Annotated in this window: 14 protein-coding genes; 10 read left to right on the plus strand and 4 right to left on the minus strand. The window is 71.5% G+C overall.

The window, feature by feature from the left end; genetic code table 11:
• Positions 1-30: 30 nt before the first annotated feature.
• The 4 genes from OG241_RS04320 to OG241_RS04335 all read left to right on the plus strand — a co-directional run bounded on the left by OG241_RS04320 (position 31) and on the right by OG241_RS04335 (position 5761).
• Complete coding sequence (locus OG241_RS04320; RefSeq protein WP_405813732.1) at positions 31-1032, plus strand: ornithine cyclodeaminase family protein; 1002 nt, start codon at positions 31-33, stop codon at positions 1030-1032.
• Positions 1029-2609 carry an aromatic amino acid lyase gene (locus tag OG241_RS04325; protein WP_405813734.1) on the plus strand — a complete coding sequence of 527 codons (1581 nt, stop codon included), beginning with the start codon at positions 1029-1031 and terminating at the stop codon, positions 2607-2609. Before OG241_RS04320 ends, OG241_RS04325 begins: the two co-directional genes overlap by 4 nt.
• Entirely contained in the window at positions 2606-3505 is a 900-nt protein-coding gene (locus OG241_RS04330) for an amidohydrolase (protein WP_405813736.1), read from the plus strand. Before OG241_RS04325 ends, OG241_RS04330 begins: the two co-directional genes overlap by 4 nt.
• Before the next feature lie 183 nt (positions 3506-3688).
• The gene (locus tag OG241_RS04335) at positions 3689-5761 is read left to right on the plus strand and encodes a non-reducing end alpha-L-arabinofuranosidase family hydrolase (protein WP_405813738.1); all 2073 of its coding nucleotides are present in this window, start codon (positions 3689-3691) and stop codon (positions 5759-5761) included.
• A gap of 54 nt (positions 5762-5815) precedes the next feature.
• Here OG241_RS04335 and OG241_RS04340 read toward each other — a convergent pair whose 3' ends face one another.
• The gene (locus OG241_RS04340) at positions 5816-6580 is read right to left on the minus strand and encodes a CoA-transferase subunit beta (protein ID WP_405813739.1); all 765 of its coding nucleotides are present in this window, start codon (positions 6578-6580) and stop codon (positions 5816-5818) included.
• The gene (locus tag OG241_RS04345; protein ID WP_405813740.1) at positions 6577-7455 is read right to left on the minus strand and encodes a CoA transferase subunit A; all 879 of its coding nucleotides are present in this window, start codon (positions 7453-7455) and stop codon (positions 6577-6579) included. Before OG241_RS04345 ends, OG241_RS04340 begins: the two co-directional genes overlap by 4 nt.
• 146 nt (positions 7456-7601) lie before the next feature.
• On the opposite strand from OG241_RS04345, the gene OG241_RS04350 reads away from it, so the two are divergent.
• The 5 genes from OG241_RS04350 to OG241_RS04370 are packed head-to-tail and all read left to right on the plus strand — an operon-like array spanning position 7602 to position 12570.
• A complete protein-coding gene (locus OG241_RS04350) occupies positions 7602-8693 on the plus strand; it encodes an NAD(P)H-dependent flavin oxidoreductase (protein ID WP_405813741.1) in 1092 nt (363 codons plus the stop codon).
• 47 nt (positions 8694-8740) lie between these two features.
• Positions 8741-9505, plus strand: a complete 765-nt coding sequence (locus OG241_RS04355) for an enoyl-CoA hydratase family protein (protein WP_405813742.1) — start codon at positions 8741-8743, stop codon at positions 9503-9505.
• 3 nt (positions 9506-9508) lie between these two features.
• Positions 9509-10639 carry an acyl-CoA dehydrogenase family protein gene (locus tag OG241_RS04360; protein ID WP_405813743.1) on the plus strand — a complete coding sequence of 377 codons (1131 nt, stop codon included), beginning with the start codon at positions 9509-9511 and terminating at the stop codon, positions 10637-10639.
• A gap of 9 nt (positions 10640-10648) precedes the next feature.
• On the plus strand, positions 10649-11692 hold the full coding sequence (locus OG241_RS04365; protein WP_405813744.1) for an acyl-CoA dehydrogenase family protein: 1044 nt from the start codon (positions 10649-10651) through the stop codon (positions 11690-11692).
• Complete coding sequence (locus OG241_RS04370) at positions 11689-12570, plus strand: SDR family oxidoreductase (protein ID WP_405813745.1); 882 nt, start codon at positions 11689-11691, stop codon at positions 12568-12570. Before OG241_RS04365 ends, OG241_RS04370 begins: the two co-directional genes overlap by 4 nt.
• 947 nt (positions 12571-13517) lie before the next feature.
• On the opposite strand, the gene OG241_RS04375 is transcribed toward OG241_RS04370, so the two are convergent.
• Both OG241_RS04375 and OG241_RS04380 read right to left on the minus strand, forming a co-directional pair.
• Positions 13518-14918 carry a cytochrome P450 gene (locus tag OG241_RS04375; RefSeq protein ID WP_405813746.1) on the minus strand — a complete coding sequence of 467 codons (1401 nt, stop codon included), beginning with the start codon at positions 14916-14918 and terminating at the stop codon, positions 13518-13520.
• A 187-nt stretch (positions 14919-15105) separates the two neighbouring features.
• A complete protein-coding gene (locus OG241_RS04380; RefSeq protein ID WP_405813748.1) occupies positions 15106-16212 on the minus strand; it encodes an NAD(P)/FAD-dependent oxidoreductase in 1107 nt (368 codons plus the stop codon).
• A 296-nt stretch (positions 16213-16508) separates the two neighbouring features.
• Between OG241_RS04380 and OG241_RS04385 the strand changes: the two genes are divergently transcribed.
• Positions 16509-17108 (plus strand): acyltransferase, encoded by a 600-nt coding sequence (locus OG241_RS04385; protein ID WP_405813749.1) that lies wholly within the window; start codon positions 16509-16511, stop codon positions 17106-17108.
• The last annotated feature ends 315 nt before the right edge of the window (positions 17109-17423 follow it).

Genomic DNA, 17423 nt, shown 5'->3' on the forward strand with positions numbered 1-17423 from the left:
GGGACGTCCAAAACACAGGGAGACACCTCCATGGAACCGGTCTGGTTCACCTTTCTGAACGGCTCGGACATCGCACAGCTGGAGCTGACCGACACCGAGATCCTCCACGCCGTGGAGGAGGGCCTGCGCGCCCAGGGGCAGGGCGAGACGGTGATCGAGCCGCGCGTCCACCTCGTGCCCGACGCCGCGTTCAACGGTCACTTCAACGTGCTGCGCGGCTACGTCGCTCCGCTCTCGCTGGCCGGGGTCAAGATCGTGGGTGACTTCGTCGGCAACTACAAGGCCGGGCTGCCCTCCGAGATGGCCCTGCTCAACCTGTTCGACCCGCGCACCGGTATGCCGGTGGCCGTCGTCGACGCGACCGCCCTCACCGAGATGCGGACCGGTGCGCTGACCGCTCTGGGGGCGCGTCACCTGGCCCGTCCCGATTCCAGGGTGCTCGGCCACATCGGCGCCCGCGCCACCTCGTACTGGAACGTCCGTCTTCTCGACCGGATCCTCGACCTCACCGAGATCCGTGTGCACTCGCGCCGCCCGGAGAGCCGCGAGGCCTTCGCCGCGCGTCTGGAGCGGGACCTCGGGAAGCCGGTCGTCGTGACGGAGGACTGGCAGAGCTGCGTGGAAGGCGCGGACGTCGTGGTGGAGGCGTCCCGCCTCGAACACCCGGAGCCGCTGCTGAGGACGGAGTGGATCGCCCCCGGTGCCCTGGTCGTGCCCTACGGAACGAACAGCGCGGTCGAGCTGAGCCTCACGGACATCATGGACAAGATCGTCGTCGACGACTGGGGCCAGGCGCATGCCGGGCCGTTCGGCGCCCTGCGCGCCCATGTGGACTCCGGCAGGCTCAACAAGTCCAACCTGCACGCGGAGTTGGGCGAGATCGTCGCCGGCCTGAAGCCCGGCCGGGAGAGCCCCGAGGAGACCAACCTGTTCTGGCACCGCGGACTCTCCCTCTCCGACATCGCGCTGGGCGCCGCCATGCTGAGGAAGGCCGAAGAGCGCGGCCTCGGCCAGAAACTCCGCTTCTCATGAGTGGCATCAATATCGGCAGCCGCAGCGGCAGCGCGGAGGTCGTCGTCGACGGTCGGACGCTGTCGTACGACGATGTCGTCGCCGTCGCCCACCACGGCGCCCGCGTCACCCTGGCGGACAGCGTGTCGCCCCGGCTGGAGCGCGAGCGGGCCGTCGTCGACGACATCGTCGACCGCCAGGTACCGACGTACGGCCTGACGACAGGGCTCGGCTCCCGCTCCTCCTACGCCCTGCCGCGCGCCGAACTGGAGGCGTTCAGCGTCCGTACGGTCCGGGGACGGGCGAACGCGGTCGGTGATCCCCTGCCGGTCCCCGTCGTCCGCGCCGCCGTCCTCGCCCGGGTGAACGGCCTCGCGGGCGGCGGCAGCGGAGTGCGGCCCGAGATCCCGCGCCTGCTCGTGGCGATGCTCAACGCGCGGGTGCATCCCGTGATCCCCGAGGTGGGCTCGATCGGCGCCTCCGACCTGTGCCAGCTGGCGCACGTCGGCCTGGTCGTCATCGGCGAGGGCAGCGCCGAGTTCGGCGGGGAGGTGCTCGACGGCGCGGCGGCGCTGCGGCGGGCCGGTCTCGCGCCGGCCGGGCTCGGCCCCAAGGACGGGCATGTGCTGTGCAGTGCGAGCCCGCTGGCGGCCGGTCAGGGCGCACTCGCCCTCCACGAGGCCGCCGAGCTCCTCGCACTGGCCCAGGCGGTCACGGCACTGACCTACGAGGGTTTCCGGGCCAACACCAGCCCGCTCGACCCCCGGGTGCTGAGCCTGCGTGCCGCCCCCGGCCAGGCCCGGGCCGCGCGCGAGCTGCTCACCCTGCTGGACGGCGGCGGGCTGGGCGATCCCCGCAACGCCCGGCGGGTCCAGGACCCGGTCAGCCTGCGCTGCGCCGCCCAGGTGCACGGCGCCGCGTACGCGGCCCTGGAGTTCGCCGACGCCGCCCTGGATCCGGAACTGAACGGCTGCGGCGACAATCCGGTGGTGCTGCCCGACACCGGCGAGATCCTCTCCTCCGGCAACTTCCACACCCCGGCGCTGGCGCTGGCTCTCGACACCCTCGCGCTGGCCCTGGCCCAGACGGCGGCGGTCTCGGCCGAGCGGATGCGCCGGCTGCTCGATCCCGCCGTCAGCGGACTGCCCGCGAATCTCTCCCCGTACGGCCCCGAGCGCTCGGGCTTCGCTCCCCTCACCAAGACGGCGCAGGCACTCGTCGCCGAGATCAGGATGCTCTCCGCACCGGTGTCCACCGACCCCCGGCACGGCGCGGACGCCGTCGAGGACGACTCGACGAACGCGGCGCTCGGAACACGCCGGCTGGCCACGATCCTCGGCCGGCTGCGGCTTCTGCTCGCCGTGGAGGCCGTGGTGGCCGCCCAGGCGGTGGACCTGGCGGCGCCGCCCGCCCTGGGGCGTGGACCCCGGCTGCTGCACCGGGCGATCCGGGCGGTCGTGCCCCGCCTCGACGACGACCGGCCCTGCGGGGTGGACGTGGAGGCGGTGAGTCACGGCATCCTGGGGTCCGACGACGTCCGGGACGCGCTGCGTGCGCTGCTGGAAGAATCGTCAGCCCCGGCGGGAGGAACGTCATGACCAGCGTCGACGTGCACCAGCATCTGTGGACCCCCTCGCTGGTGGCAGCCCTGCGCTCCCGCCGCGACCCACCGTTCCTGGACGGCTGGACCCTGTATCTGCGCGGTGAGCCGCCCTACGGGATCCAGCCGGCCGACCACGACATCGCCGGCCGCGCGGAACTCGCCGCCGCCGACGGTCTCGGCCGGGTGCTCGTCTCGCTGTCCGCCCCGATCGGCGTGGAGTGGCTGCCCGCCGCCGAGGCCCGGCCCCTGCTGGACGCGTATCACGAAGGATCGGCCGCACTTCCGAAACCGTTCGACGCCTGGGCCGCCGCGTGCGTACGGGACATCGATGCCACGGCGACCGCCAAGGACCTCGACCGGGGGTTCGCCGGCCTCCAGCTTCCGGCCAACGCGCTCGCCGACGCGGCGGGTTACGCGCGGTGCGCCCCGCTCCTCGACCTGCTCGAAGAACGCGACCTGCCGCTGTTCGTCCACCCCGGACCGGCGGCCGGCGAACCGGCGGGGCCCGGCTGGTGGCCCGCGATGGTCCCGTACGTCCAGCAGATGCACGCCGCCTGGTTCGCCTTCCGCGCCTTCGGCCGGCCCCGCCATCCGCAGCTGCGCGTGTGCTTCGCCCTGCTGGCCGGACTCGCCCCGCTGCACGGGGAACGCTTCGCCGCCCGTGGCGGTGGATCCGAGCTCGACACGGACCCGGGCGTCTTCGTCGACACCTCGTCATACGGTCCTCGTGCCGTCGACGCCGTCGTCCGCGCCCTCGGCAGCGACGCCGTGGTCCAGGGCTCGGACCGGCCCTACGCGGAGCCGCCGCTGCACCCCGGTTTCGGTCTCGGCGGAGCGGCGGCGTACGCCTTCCGTGTCGACAATCCGAGACGGCTTCTCACCGGGAAGTGACAGCGAAACATTTCGCCGCGACAACCGAATGATGCGAGGGGTATTGACGCCCCGCGTGCGGCTCCTAATATCCAGGACGTCCACAAGGGCGGCCGATGTTCGACATGGCGAACATCGATAGCGCGACCACCCCTCCGCCCGATTCCGCACACCTCTTAGCCCCCAGACAAGAGGAGCGCACATATGTCATGGCTTCTTCAAGCCCGTTCCGGGCGCCGGAGAGCGCACCCGCTCGGCGCCACGGTCCTGTTGGCCGCGACCGCGCTGATGGCGACCGGCACCGCCACGGCCGTACCCAAGGCCGAGGCCCCGGCCAAGAACGCGGCGGACGTCCGGGCCACCACCCTGGGCGCCCAAGCGGCCCAGTCCGGGCGTTACTTCGGAACGGCGGTGGCGGCCGGCAGGCTCGGCGACACCACGTACACGAACATCCTGAACCGTGAGTTCAACATGGTCACGCCCGAGAACGAACTGAAGTGGGACACCACGGAGCGCTCACGCGGGTCGTTCAACTTCGCCCCCGGGGACCGGATCGCCAGTCAGGCCTCGTCGCACGGACAGCGTCTGCGCGGGCACACCCTGGTCTGGCACTCCCAACTGCCCAGCTGGGTCAGCTCCATCACCGACGCGAACACCCTGCGCAGCGTGATGAACAACCACATCACCACCGTGGCGAACCACTACAAGGGCAAGGTCTACGCCTGGGACGTCGTCAACGAGGCGTTCAACGACGGCGGGAGCGGCACGCACCGATCCTCGGTGTTCCAGAACCTGCTGGGCGACGGCTTCATCGAGCAGGCCTTCCGCACCGCGCGGACGGCCGACCCGGCCGCCAAGCTCTGCTACAACGACTACAGCATCGAGGACTGGAACGCCGCGAAGACGCAGGGCGTCTACCGCATGGTGCGCGACTTCAAGGCCCGGGGTGTGCCCATCGACTGCGTCGGCTTCCAGGCGCACTTCGGCACCGGCGGCCCGCCGTCGAACTTCCAGACCACGCTGTCGAGCTTCGCGGCGCTCGGTGTGGACGTACAGATCACCGAACTCGACATCGCGCAGGCGCCGTCGGCCGCGTACACGAACACCGTCCGGGCGTGTATGAACGTGGCGCGCTGCACCGGGATCACGGTGTGGGGCATCCGGGACAGCGACTCGTGGCGCAGCGGGGAGAACCCGCTGCTGTTCGACGGCGGCGGCAACAAGAAGGCGGCCTTCCAGGCGACGCTGACGGCACTGGGCGGCAGCGCGGCCACGGTGAAGGCGCGGCCCGCGAGCACCCGTTCTGCCGCCTCGGCGGCGGCCCTGCCCGGCAACTTCACCTGGAGTTCGAGCGGCGCGCTGATCGGACCGAAGCCGGACGCGAGCCACAACATCGCGGCGCTCAAGGACCCGTCGGTCGTCTACTACAACGGCAAGTACCACGTGTTCGCCAGCACCGCGAGCGCCGGCGGCTACAACCTCGTCTACCTCAGCTTCACCGACTGGTCGCAGGCGGGCTCGGCGACGCACTACTACCTGGACCGCACCGCGATCGGCACGGGCTACCGGGCCGCACCCCAGGTCTTCTACAACGCCCCGCAGCGGCTGTGGTACCTCGTCTACCAGACCGGCAACGCCTCCTACTCCACCAACCCGGACATCAGCAATCCGAACGGGTGGAGCGCACCCCGCAACTTCTACGCGTCGATGCCCGACATCATCAGGCAGAACATCGGGGGCGGCTACTGGGTCGACATGTGGGTGATCTGCGACAGCGCCAACTGCTACCTGTTCTCCTCCGACGACAACGGCCACCTCTACCGCTCGCAGACGACCGTCGGCCAGTTCCCGAACGGCTTCACCAACACCGTCATCGCGGCCCAGGACTCCAACAAGTACGCCCTGTGGGAAGCGAGCAACATCTACAAGGTCCAGGGCTCCAACCAGTACCTCATGCTCGTCGAAGCCATCGGTTCCGACGGCAGGCGCTGGTTCCGCTCCTGGACTGCCGGCAGCCTGAACGGCTCCTGGACACCGCTGGCCGCCTCGGAGAGCAACCCGTTCGCCCGGGCCAACAACACCACGTTCCCCGCCGGGTCCTGGACCCGGGACATCAGTCATGGCGAGATGATCCGCGCGGGCTACGACCAGACGCTCACCATCCCGGCCTGCAGGTTGCAGTACCTGTACCAGGGCATGAACCCCAACGCCACCGGCGACTACAACACCCTGCCGTGGCGCCTCGGCCTGCTCACCCAGACCAACTCGAACTGCTGACGGGCCGACTGTCCCGCTGAACCGTCCCGCTGAGCCGAGCCGGGGTGCCGGGTCCTACGACCCGGTGCCCCGGCTCACCTCGCGTTCACGCAGACCGCGCGGGTCGATCACCTCACGGATGAGCCGCAGTTCGGTCTCGTCGGGCAGGCGGGTCTCGGGCGCGCCGGTCGCGTCGAGTGCGAAGCCGGTGCCGGCGTGGACCTCCTCCGCGCTGACGCCGGGATGCAGGGAGCGCACGCGCAGCCGCCCGTCGTCGCCGTAGTCGAGGACCGCGAGGTTGGTGACGACCACGCCCAGGTCGTGGAACCCCAGCCCTTTGGCGCCGCGCGCCCGGTCGTTGCCCACACCGCAGACCACGTCGACCTTCTCGACGAAGACCTTCGGGGTGTGCCGGGCCACCCAGTAGTCGGTGCGGTGGTTGGCCGTGTTGCCCGGAGCGCCGCGTACGCCGATGAGCTGCCGCGTGGGACGACGCCAGTCTCCGATCAGGGAGATGTTCTGGTTCCCGTACCGGTCGATCTGGCTGGCGCCCATCATGCTCTGCCGGCGGCCACTGGCGACGATGTCGAAGACCCGCCGGTACGGCACCCAGCCCTCGACCACACCCCCGTCGGCGGCGGTCCGCCCGAGCGGCGGCGGGTCGCTCATGAAGTAGGCCTCGCCGTCGGTCAGCACCAGGTCCGGGCTGGTCGTCAGCCGGGCCAGACGCGCTCCGACCGAGGGCAGCACCCCGGCCGTGTGCGCCAGCACCTCGCCGGCCCCGCGCCACGCGTCCGCGCAGGCGGCGGCACATACCTCGGCCCGGGTGATCTCCGTCATCGCCCCTCCTCCTGTCCCGCACGGTGAGCGTGGAACTCCGCCACCGCCTCCTGGTACGCCTGTTCGTCGCCGTCGAGGAACGTCTTGCGGAACAGCTTCCAGGAGTCGGCGTCCCGCGCCGCCGACGCGTAGTGCGCCTGGAACGCCTCGTCCCGCCCGTAGTCGGGGTCGCAGGAGGTGAAGTGGGCGCCTCGGGGTGCCTCGATGACACCGTTGACGAAGAGACGGCTGATCAGCAGTGACTGCGCGGGCCCGGAGGCGAGCAGGTCCTCCGGGGCGACGATCCGCTCGGCGCTCACATAGCAGCGGTCGGCCGCCATCGCGAACAGGTCGTCGAAGTACGGATCGGGGCCCAGGTACTGGGCGTTGCCCGCGCGGTCGGCGCGGTTGACGTGCACCAGGGCCACGTCGAGCCGCAGCGCCTTCATCGCGACGTACTCCTCGTCGTCGTACGGGGAGGCGATCGTCACCAGGTCGGGGTTCATCGTGAGGACGTCGGAGCCGAGGCCCGCGCGGGTGGGCAGGAAGGACAGCCGGCTCGCGGCGGCCCGCAGCCCGGTGACGAACATGCCCTCGTCGTACTCGGCGGTCTCCACGTCACCCCGTTCCCGAACGGCGCGGAAGTGCGGGTCGAGGGCGATGCTGTCCAGCGAGACGAAGCCGTAGACGAGCTTGCGGACCCTGCCCGCCGCGCACAGCAGCCCCACGTCCGGGCCGCCGAACGTGACGACCGTCAGATCGCGCACGTCGGCGCGCAGGAGCCCGCGCACCAGTGCCATCGGTTTGCGCCGCGATCCCCAGCCGCCGATACCGATCGTCATGCCCGACTCGACGGTGCCGGCGAAGTCCTCCAGGGACATCGACTTGTCACCCATGGACTGTTCCTCCCACGCTCTCACCCATACGGAGTCTTACCTAGCAAACAATTGTTAGGTTACGTTGGCTCGACCGACAACCCCCTCGGAAGCCGGGCCCGAGGATTCGTCCCCGCCCCGGCGAGCGGCGCGAGAAGGAGACCGGTATGAACGCCCCCACTGCCCCCGTCCATCCCGCCCTGCACACCGCGCTGTGCGATCTGGTCGGCGTCCGATATCCGATCGTGCAGACCGGCATGGGGTATGTCTCCGGCCCGGAACTGACGGCAGCCACCGCGGCGGCCGGCGGGCTCGGCATCCTGGCCAGTGCGACGCTCTCCCTCGACGAGACCCGGGACGCCGTCCGTGCCGTCCGGGAGCGCACGGACGCGCCGTTCGGTGTGAACATGCGCGGCGACTCCCCCGACGTCCTGGAGCGCGGTGCCCTCCTGGTGCGCGAGGGTGTGAAGATCGCGTCCTTCGCCCTGGCCCCCCACGAACGCGTGGTGCGTGAGCTGAAGGACTCCGGGCTCGTGGTCATCCCGTCCGTCGGGGCCCGCCGTCACGCCGAGAAGGTCCAGGCGTGGGGTGTGGACGCCGTCGTCGTCCAGGGCGGTGAGGGCGGCGGCCACACCGGGGGCGTACCCACCTCGATCCTGCTCCCGCAGGTCGTGGACGCCGTCGACATCCCGGTCGTCGCGGCCGGCGGGTTCCGCGACGGGCGGGGGCTGGTGGCCGCGCTCGCCCAGGGTGCCGTCGGCATCGCGATGGGCACCCGGTTCCTGCTGACCAGCGACAGCACCGTGCCCGACTCGGTGAAGGCCGAGTACCTCGCGCGGGGCGTCGCCGACACCGTCGTCACCCCGGTCCTCGACGGCATCCCCCAGCGCGTACTGCGGACCGAAGCGGTGGAACGGCTGCTGAGGGAACGGGCGCCCGCGCGACTCGTCCGTTCGCTGCGGCACGCCGTCGCGTTCCGGAAGGTCTCCGGCACCCCGTGGTCCGACCTGGTCCGCGAGGGACTGGCGATGCGCCGCAGCCATGAACTGGGCTGGTCCCAGGTCGTCATGGCGGCGAACACCCCGATGATGCTGCGCGCCGCCATGGTCGACGGACGCACGGACCTCGGCACCCTCGCCTCCGGCCAGGTCACGGGTGTGATCGACGACCTGCCCAGCTGCGCCGAACTCGTCGAACGCATCATCGCGGAGGCCGACGCCGTCCTCACCCGCCTGACCACCGCCGGAGCGAAACGGTGACCACGGCCGGCCGCCCCGCGATCCGGCCCCGCGACACAGGAGGTCCCATGGGCACGGAATTCATCAAGGCAGCCGTCGACGCGCGGGGTATCGCCGAGGTCGTCGTCGACTGTCCGCCGGTCAACGCCCTGCCGGTGGCGGGCTGGTACCAGTTGGCGGAGACGGTCGAACGGCTCGGCCGCGACCCGGATGTGCGGGTGGTGCTGCTGCGTGCCGAGGGGCGCGGTTTCAACGCCGGTGTGGACGTCAAGGAGTTGCAGGCCGACACCACCCACGCGGCCGTCATCGGGGTGAACCGGGGCTGCTTCGCCGCGTTCGCCGCGGTCTACGACTGTGCGGTGCCGGTCGTCACCGCGGTCCAGGGCTTCTGTCTGGGCGGCGGGATCGGGCTGGTCGGCAACTCGGACGTGATCGTCGCGGCCGACGACGCGTACTTCGGGCTGCCCGAGGTGGACCGGGGCGCTCTGGGCGCCGCGACCCATCTGTCCCGACTCGTGCCGCAGCACAGGGCCAGAGCGATGATGTACACCTGCGCGACCGCGTCCGCCGCCGAGCTGCACGCCTTCGGCTCGGTGCTGGACGTCGTCCCGGCCGTCCGGTTGCGGGGCCGGGCCCTGGAGGTCGCCGCCGAGATCGCCGGGAAGAACCCGATGGTGATCCGTGCCGCCAAGGAGGCCTTCAACGGCATCGACCTGTGGGACGTCAAACGCAGTTACCGCTACGAACAGGGCTTCACCTTCGAGATCAACCTCTCGGGTGTCGCCGCCGAGGTCCGCGACAGCTTCGGCGGCCGCACGGACAGGGAGGGGTGAGCGGTGGATCTCACCTGGAGCCCCGAGGAGGAGGCGTTCCGGCGGGAGGCGCGGGAGTGGCTCGCGGCGAACGTGCCGAGGAGCCCGCTGCCGTCCGGTGACACCCGTGCCGGGTTCGCCGCCCATCTGGAGTGGGAGCGCACGCTGTTCGAGGCCCGCTGGTCGGTCGTGTCCTGGCCGGAGGCGTACGGCGGGCGGGACGCGTCGCTGTGGCAGTGGCTGGTGTTCGAGGACGAGTACTACCGGGCCGGGGCGCCCGCCCGGGTCACCCAGAACGGCATCTTCCTGCTGGCCCCGACGGTGTTCGCGTTCGGTACGGAGGAACAGCAGCGGCGCGTTCTGCCAAGGATGGCCGCCGCCCAGGACCTGTGGGCGCAGGGCTGGTCCGAGCCGGGCGCGGGCAGCGACCTCGCCGGCATCCGCAGCCGGGCCGTCCGCGACGAGGGGGCCGGGGGCTGGCGGCTGACCGGCCAGAAGACCTGGACGACTCGCGGCGCCTTCTGCACACACCTGTTCGGCCTCTTCCGCACCGACCCGGCGGCGGAGCGCCACCGCGGCCTCACCTACTTCCTCGTCACCCTGGACGCACCCGGTGTGACCGTCCGCGGCTTCGAACGCCTCGACGGTGACGAGGGGTTCGCCGAGGTCTTCCTCGACGACGTCCTCGTGCCGGACGCCGATGTGCTCGGCGGGGTCGGGGAGGGCTGGCGGGTGGCGATGGCGACGACCGGATCCGAGCGCGGGCTGACCCTGCGCTCCCCCGGCCGCTTCCTGCACACCGCCGACCGGCTGGCCGATCTGGCGCGGGCGACCGGGCCGGGGGCGCATCGGGACCGGATCGTGCAGTCGTGGATCGAGGCCCAGGCCTATGAGCTGTTCACCCTGGAACAGGTGACCTCGATCGTCGAGGGCCGGCAGGTCGGCGCCGAGTCCAGCCTGAACAAGCTGTTCTGGTCCCAGCTCGACATCGCCCTGCACGAGACGGCCGCCGACCTGCTCGGCCCCGAGGCCGAGGTCGACGGGCCCTGGAGCCGGGGTTTCCTCTTCTCGCTGGCGGGCCCCATCTACGCCGGGACCAACGAGATCCAGCGCAACATCGTCGCCGAGCGGCTGCTCGGCCTGCCGAGGAGGTGACCGGAAGCGATGCGTTTCGCCGTAGCCGAACGGGACGCGGCTCTCGCCGAGGCCGCCGGTGAGGTGCTGGCCAAGCAGGCCGGTACCGAGCGGATCCGGGCCGGGTGGCCCGGTGGACGCGCCGAAAGTGTCGACGCCGTGTGGCGCACCCTGGCCGGGGTCGGTGTCATCGGCGCTCTGATCCCCGAGACCGCCGAGAGCTCCGACGCCCTCGGCCTCGACGAGAACGCGCTGCCGCCGCTGATGGAGGCCCTGGGCCGCTGCGGCCTGCCGGTGCCCGCCGCCGAGACGGTGGCCGTGGGCGCCCCCCTGCTCGCCGCGGCGGGCGCGCCCCAACTCCCGTCCGTGATCGGCGGATCGAGCCTGCTCACGGTGTCCTTCACGCCCGATGCTCCGGTCCCCTTCGCCGCACGCGCCGAGTTGATAGCCGTGGCGGACAAGGACCAGCTGCGCCTGTACACGCGTGACGAGCTGGAGACCGAGCCCGTCGAATCGGTCGACGGCTCACGGCAGTCGGCCCGGGTCCGGGTTCCGGCGGGCGGTGGGCTGCTGCTGGCCGAGGGGCCGGCCGAGTTGGCGATCGCCCACCGGCGCGGGGTGCTGGCCACGGCCGCTCTGCTGGTCGGGCTCTCCGGGCGGATGCTCGAACTGACCGTGGCGCATGTCCGGGAGCGGCACCAGTTCGGCGTGCCGGTCGGTTCGTTCCAGGCGGTCAAACACGCCCTGGCCGATGTGGAGCTGGCGGTACGGTTCGCCCGGCCGGCGGTCCTCGCGGCGGGCTGGGCCCAGGCCGCCCGGGATCCCGAGGCCGCCGTACGGACGTCGATGGCGAAGGTGCTCGCGTCGGAGGCCGCCAGGAAGGCGGCCCGTACGGCGATCCAGTGCCACGGCGCCATCGGATACACCACTGAGTACGACCTCCATCTGTACGCCAAGCGGGCGTGGGCGCTCGCCGCGGACTGGGGCGGACCTTCGGAGCACCGGGAGTTCATCGCGCGGCGGCTGGGACTCGCCGGGGCGGCCGGCATCGTCAGTGAAGGGGCGGGAACGTGAGCGGAATCTGTCGGGACCGGGTCGTCGTCGTCACCGGAGGGGGGCAGGGCCTGGGCCGTGAGCACGCCCTCGCCCTGGCGGCCGAGGGAGCACGGGTCGTGGTCAACGACCTGGGCGAGGCCGCGAAAACCGTGGCCGAGGAGATCGGGGCGGCCGGTGGCACCGCTGTCGCCGACCTGGGCGACGTCAGCGACTGGGGTTACGCGGAGCGGCTGATCGGGCGGGCGGTCGACGAGTTCGGCGGACTGCACGCGCTGGTGAACAACGCGGGCATCAACCGCGACCGGATGCTGGTCTCCATGACCGAGGCGGACTGGGACCTGGTCCTGAAGGTCGACCTCAAGGGGCATGCGGCGCCGCTGCGGCACGCTGCCGCGTACTGGCGGGAGATGAGCAAACAGGGCCGTCTGGTCGACGCCAGGATCGTCAACACCAGCTCGGGCGCAGGGCTGTTGGGCAGCGTCGGCCAGGGCAACTACGGCGCCGCGAAGGCGGGGATCGCGGCGCTCACCGTGATCGCCGCCGCCGAACTGGCCCGGTACGGCGTCACCGTGAACGCGATCGCGCCCTCCGCCCGCACGCCGATGACCGAGGCCGTCGAGGCGTTCGCCGAGCAGATGCGGGCACCGGAGTCCGGCTTCGACGCCCCGCACCCCGGCAATGTCTCACCGCTGGTGGTGTGGCTGGCGTCGGCCGGATCGGGCGAGGTCACCGGCCGCGTCTTCGAGATCGAGGGCGGCACGCTCGGCATCGCCGACGGCTGGCAGCACGGCCCCCAGCGGGTACGCGACCGCCGCTGGACCCCCACCGAGATAGGCCCGGCGGTACACGCCCTCCTCACCGAAGCACCCTCGCCCGCACGGGTGTACGGCACCTGAGCAGGTTGGCCCGGCCGCCGAGCCGCCGCCACCGGTGTGCGGGGAGGGACGGCTCCCGCCGAGTGCACGATCACCGCCGAAACCCGCCCGGCGATACGCGCACCGCTCACCGAAGCACACCCGCCCGCACCGGTGTAGGCCACCTGAACACAGCCTGCGGCCAGCGCGGGCCCGAACACCCAGCCGCCCAGCCGCCGCCCACCGGCGTGCGGGGCTGGTGCGTGCGGAGTTCGGTCCGGGCCCTCCCGCGTCGCGTCGCCCGGTAGGCCGAAGCAGCGTCCGCACACGGCCCCACGCCGGTGGCCCGGCGACCGAGCCGAGGGCACGCCAGGCCTCGGCGCCCCCGCAGCGCCGCCGGAGGCAGTGGTCACCTCAGCGGCCGGTGCGGATCAGCCCTGTCAGATAGCGCCACAGCGCCGAGCGCTACCGAGCCGGGGGCACGCCAGCCCTCGGCACCCCCGCAGCGCCGCCCGAGGCAGTGGTCACCTCAGCGGCCGGTGCGGATCAGCCCTGTCAGATAGCGCCACAGCGCCGAGCGCTACCGAGCCGGGGGCACGCCAGCCCTCGGCACCCCCGCAACGCCGCCCGAGGCAGTGGTCACCTCAGCGGCCGGTGCGGATCAGCCCTGTCAGATAGCGCCACAGCGCCGAGCGCTACCGAGCCGGGGGCACGCCAGCCCTCGGCACCCCCGCAACGCCGCCCGAGGCAGTGGTCACCTCAGCGGCCGGTGCGGATCAGCCCTGTCAGATAGCGCCACAGCGCCGAGCGCTACCGAGCCGGGGGCACGCCAGCCCTCGGCACCCCCGCAACGCCGCCCGAGGCAGTGGTCACCTCAGCGGCCGGTGCGGATCAGCCCTGTCAGATAGCGCCACAGCGCCGAGCGCTACCGAGCCGGGGGCACGCCAGCCCTCGGCACCCCCGCAACGCCGCCCGAGGCAGTGGTCACCTCAGCGGCCGGTGCGGATCAGTCCCGTCAGATAGCGCCACAGCGACGAGCGCTGCCGGGCCGACGGGTCCGGCAGTTCCGTTTCGGCCGACGGGCCCGCCTGGTCGTACGCCAACCGCCGCTCGGGCACCGGGGCGAGTTCGTACCGGACGGGCAGTGACCGCAGCCCGCGCATGAACGGCGAGGAGCGCCAAGGCAGTTGGTCGACGGGGAGGGCGAGGTCCAGGTGGGAGAACCGCTCGAACAGCCGGCCCACTCCGACCGACGCCACCGTCGACGCGAGCTCGCGCGCCGGGCACTGACGCGGTCCTGCGCCCCAGGACAGGTGCGCCCGGGTGCTGACCGTGGTGCTCGGGCACATGTTGTCGGCGAAGAGGGGGTCGGCGTGCGCGGCGGCCGAGGAGACCCACACCGGGTCGCCCGCCCGGATCGTGTAGTTGCCCAGCACCGCGTCCCTGGCGGCGAAGCGGGGCACGAAGTTGACCAGGGGCGGCTTGCGCATGACGACCCGGTTCATGGTCTCCCGGACCATCCCGGCGGACAGGCTGGCCCGTACTCCGCCCTCGCCGGAGATGACCTCGACCACCGTGTTGGAGACGAGGATGCCGACGTGGTCGGAGGTCATGCCCAGCAGCATGAACAGCTCGCGGGCCAGTTCGTCGATCGACAGCCCCGGGTGCGCGGCTATCAGGTACGAGGGGAAGTCGTCCCCGGGCTTGTCCAGTTTCACCGCCGCGAGTTCGGCCAGTGTCGCCAGCAGCCGCTCCAGGGCGGGCTCCGCGTCCGGGCCGGCGTCCAGTACCCGCCACATGTCCATCAGGGCATCGTCGCCCTGCGAACCGGGGAAGCCCAGCAGACGGCTGGCGACCATCAGCGGAAGGGGCCGGGAGAACTGGGCGGACAGATCCGCCAGGCCCGTACCGCCGCCCTGGCCCATCAGGCTGATCAGTTCGTCGGCGTACTCGGTGACGGCCCTCTTGAGCCGCTTCGCCTGCGGGTGGGCCGGATCCTGGAACGGTTTCAGCGCCACGTCCCATGCCGCCCGCAACGGCCGGTAACCCGGGCCGCCCTGGATCAGCACATGGTTGACCTCCAGTGACGGTCCGAGCGGCCAGTCGGACGGCACTCTGCCCTCCGAGCGGGCCCGCCACTTCTCAAGTCCCTTGGGCCATCCGTCGTCGTCCTGGAGTACCTGGAGCGACTCCTTGTAGCCCAGGACCAGCCAGGCGGGCACTCCCAGCAGGTCGACCGGTGCGACCGGGCCGTGCTGCTGCCGCAGCCGTTCGTACACGAGCGCGGGACGCGTCTCGTAGTCCCTGGTCAGCAACGGTTCAGGGGTCATCTCCTCCAGCCGTGTGTCGTCCAGGTCCACGGATCCGCCGTCGCCCCACTGCGATTTCATCTGCGCGCCGCCCCTCCAACACTCCCCGTACCGGCTCACGTTCAGCCGGTAGTTGGAAACGGTGGGGACCCTACCTCAGGGGGTACGGCGGAGTAACAACGGGGGCGCGACTCGCAGGTACGGGCCCGCCGAAGAAGGCTTCCACGTGGCCTCCGCGAGGTCTCCACATGGTCTCCACGCCCGGCTCTCAGGCCGCCGTGTATCCGAGCTGGCGCCGCATGTAGGGGGTCAGAAGGGTCTTGGCCTTGGCCAGGGTGGCGGTGCGGCCCCCGAGGACCGCGGTCTCGCCGCCGGGCACGGGCACCATGGTCACTCCGTCGGCGGGGCCGAACGGCACGACGAGCGGGGTGCGGTGCGTCGGACGATAGAAGCGCGGACGCCTGCGATGCCTGCCCGAACTCTGGAGGTAGGCACGGATGTTGTGCACGGCGAGGTCCGCCTGGGCGATGGCGACAGGGGTGATCTTGAGTTCGCTGACGTCGTTCACGTCGCCGACCGCGAACACGTCCGGCCACCCCTCGACCCGGAGCGTGCGGTCGACCCTCACATGACCGGCGTCGTTGAGCCAGTCGCTGTGGCCGGCCATGCGCAGCCAGAACGTGTTGGGGGTGGTGCCCGTGGCCCAGAAGGAGCGGTCGGCCGCGATGACCTGGCCGCGGGCATCGCGATAGGTGCCGAAGTCGTTGCCGGGTGACATGAAGGAGTCGAGCCGGACCTCCACGTCATGGGACTCCAGCCAGACACGGGCCCTCCTGCCGGCGCGTTCGCTGCCCGTGGCATGAAGCAGCGCCGGCCCCGCGTGGGCGAGGGTGACCCGGGCGTCGGGCCGGGCCAGGCGGATCTCGGCGGCGAGTTCGACGCCGGAGGGCCCACCGCCGACGACGAGGAGATGATCGGCGGCGGCGATGCTCCGCTGGTGCTCGGCGAACGACTGCGCCGCCTCCTCGACGGTGGTGCCGGTGAACCGGGCCGGTTCCGGGTAGTCGGCGCCGGTGGCGATCACCACGACGTCGTACGGGAGGCGCTCGCCCGATGCCAGGACCACCTGCCGCTCGGCGGTGTCGATCCGGACCGCCTTGCCCACGACCATCCGGCCGTTGCTCAGCAGTCGGTCGTACGGGATGAACGGGGTGACCGTCCATTCGGGGTGGACTCCCGCCCGCAGAGAGGCGATACGGTGAAAGAAGACCTCCTTGCGGTCCACCAGCGTGACCCGCGCCGTCTCGTCCAGTCGTCGCGCCAGCCGTACGCCCGCATAGCCGCCGCCGATCACCACTACGTCGCCGTCGCGCACGCCGAGTCTCCTGTGCCTGTGGGGGGAGCGAGCGCCGGGACGTGGGGGCCGTCGGCCACTCGACTGACGCCGAGCCTAGCTCTTGAAACTTAAAGAGTCGATGAACTTCGGTGCGCATTCCGTGAAGTGACGGCGGGGAGGACCGCTCTCGCGCCGCCCACCGCCAACTCGCCACCCCGGGCGGCGAACGGGCACTCCCGGCCGGGCAACGGCCACCCTTGCCCGCCGATCCGGCGTAAGTATGGTGATCCCGTGAAGGCGCTGTTGTTGCCCAGTGAGCAGAAAGGTTCAACCAGGTGAGCTCCAGGATCCAGCCGACCGCCCAGGTCGACGAGACGGCCACGATCGGCGACGGGACGACGGTCTGGGATCTGGCCCAGATACGGGAGGACGCCCGACTGGGCACCGGGTGCATCGTGGGCCGGGGAGCGTATGTCGGCCCGGGGGTGCGGATCGGCGACAACGTGAAGCTCCAGAACTACGCGCTGGTCTACGAGCCCGCGGTGCTCGGCGACGGGGTGTTCGTCGGCCCGGCGGCGGTCTTCACCAACGACTACTTCCCGCGCTCGGTGGACCCGGAGGGCCGGCTGAAGCGCGGTGGCGACTGGGAGGCCGTCGCGGTGGTCGTCGACGAGGGGGCGTCCCTGGGAGCCCGTTCGGTGTGTGTGGCGCCGGTGCGCATCGGCCGCTGGGCGCTGGTCGCGGCGGGCGCCGTGGTGACCCGGGACGTGCCCGACTTCGCGCTCGTGGTCGGCGTACCGGCGCGAAGGGTCGGCTGGGTCGGCCGGGCCGGCATACGACTCGGCGAGCGGGCAGGCGAGCCGGGCGTGTGGGAGTGCCCCGAAACGGGCGCGCTGTACGACGAGAAGGACGGCGAACTCGTCGAGCGCGGGTAACTTTCCAGTCCCACAAAACGCAAATCTTCGAACATCTACAGGCATAACATGTGTACGAAGTATGCAGAGCACGCACAATGAGCACACTGACCAGTGCCCAGGGGGGGTTACCGGGTGGATACGCCTGTGCCAAAAGCGAGGAGCGACAACCGCTCCAGCGCCACGTGGCTGATTTATGACGCATGACGCCTGACTTCTGACGCCTGGCGTCCGAAATCTCCGGCGTCCGACGTCCGTTGTCCGTCGTTTGCTTCCGCCGTGCGCCCATCCGTGCCGCGGCGGTCACCAGTCTGTTCACCACAGGACCCACAGGGG

Origin of the sequence: Streptomyces sp. NBC_01390, from assembly GCF_045040105.1 — a bacterium.
Classification (GTDB): domain Bacteria; phylum Actinomycetota; class Actinomycetes; order Streptomycetales; family Streptomycetaceae; genus Streptomyces.

Bases quoted from the DNA above. Each gene is read 5' to 3' on its own strand.
- OG241_RS04325 (WP_405813734.1), top strand. From the start codon at position 1,029: ATGAGTGGCATCAATATCGGCAGCCGCAGCGGCAGCGCGGAGGTCGTC.
- OG241_RS04335 (WP_405813738.1), top strand. From the start codon at position 3,689: ATGTCATGGCTTCTTCAAGCCCGTTCCGGGCGCCGGAGAGCGCACCCG.
- OG241_RS04340 (WP_405813739.1), bottom strand. From the start codon at position 6,580: ATGACGGAGATCACCCGGGCCGAGGTATGTGCCGCCGCCTGCGCGGAC.
- OG241_RS04355 (WP_405813742.1), top strand. From the start codon at position 8,741: ATGGGCACGGAATTCATCAAGGCAGCCGTCGACGCGCGGGGTATCGCC.
- OG241_RS04365 (WP_405813744.1), top strand. From the start codon at position 10,649: ATGCGTTTCGCCGTAGCCGAACGGGACGCGGCTCTCGCCGAGGCCGCC.
- OG241_RS04330 (WP_405813736.1), top strand. From the start codon at position 2,606: ATGACCAGCGTCGACGTGCACCAGCATCTGTGGACCCCCTCGCTGGTG.
- OG241_RS04350 (WP_405813741.1), top strand. From the start codon at position 7,602: ATGAACGCCCCCACTGCCCCCGTCCATCCCGCCCTGCACACCGCGCTG.
- OG241_RS04375 (WP_405813746.1), bottom strand. From the start codon at position 14,918: ATGAAATCGCAGTGGGGCGACGGCGGATCCGTGGACCTGGACGACACA.
- OG241_RS04320 (WP_405813732.1), top strand. From the start codon at position 31: ATGGAACCGGTCTGGTTCACCTTTCTGAACGGCTCGGACATCGCACAG.
- OG241_RS04345 (WP_405813740.1), bottom strand. From the start codon at position 7,455: ATGGGTGACAAGTCGATGTCCCTGGAGGACTTCGCCGGCACCGTCGAG.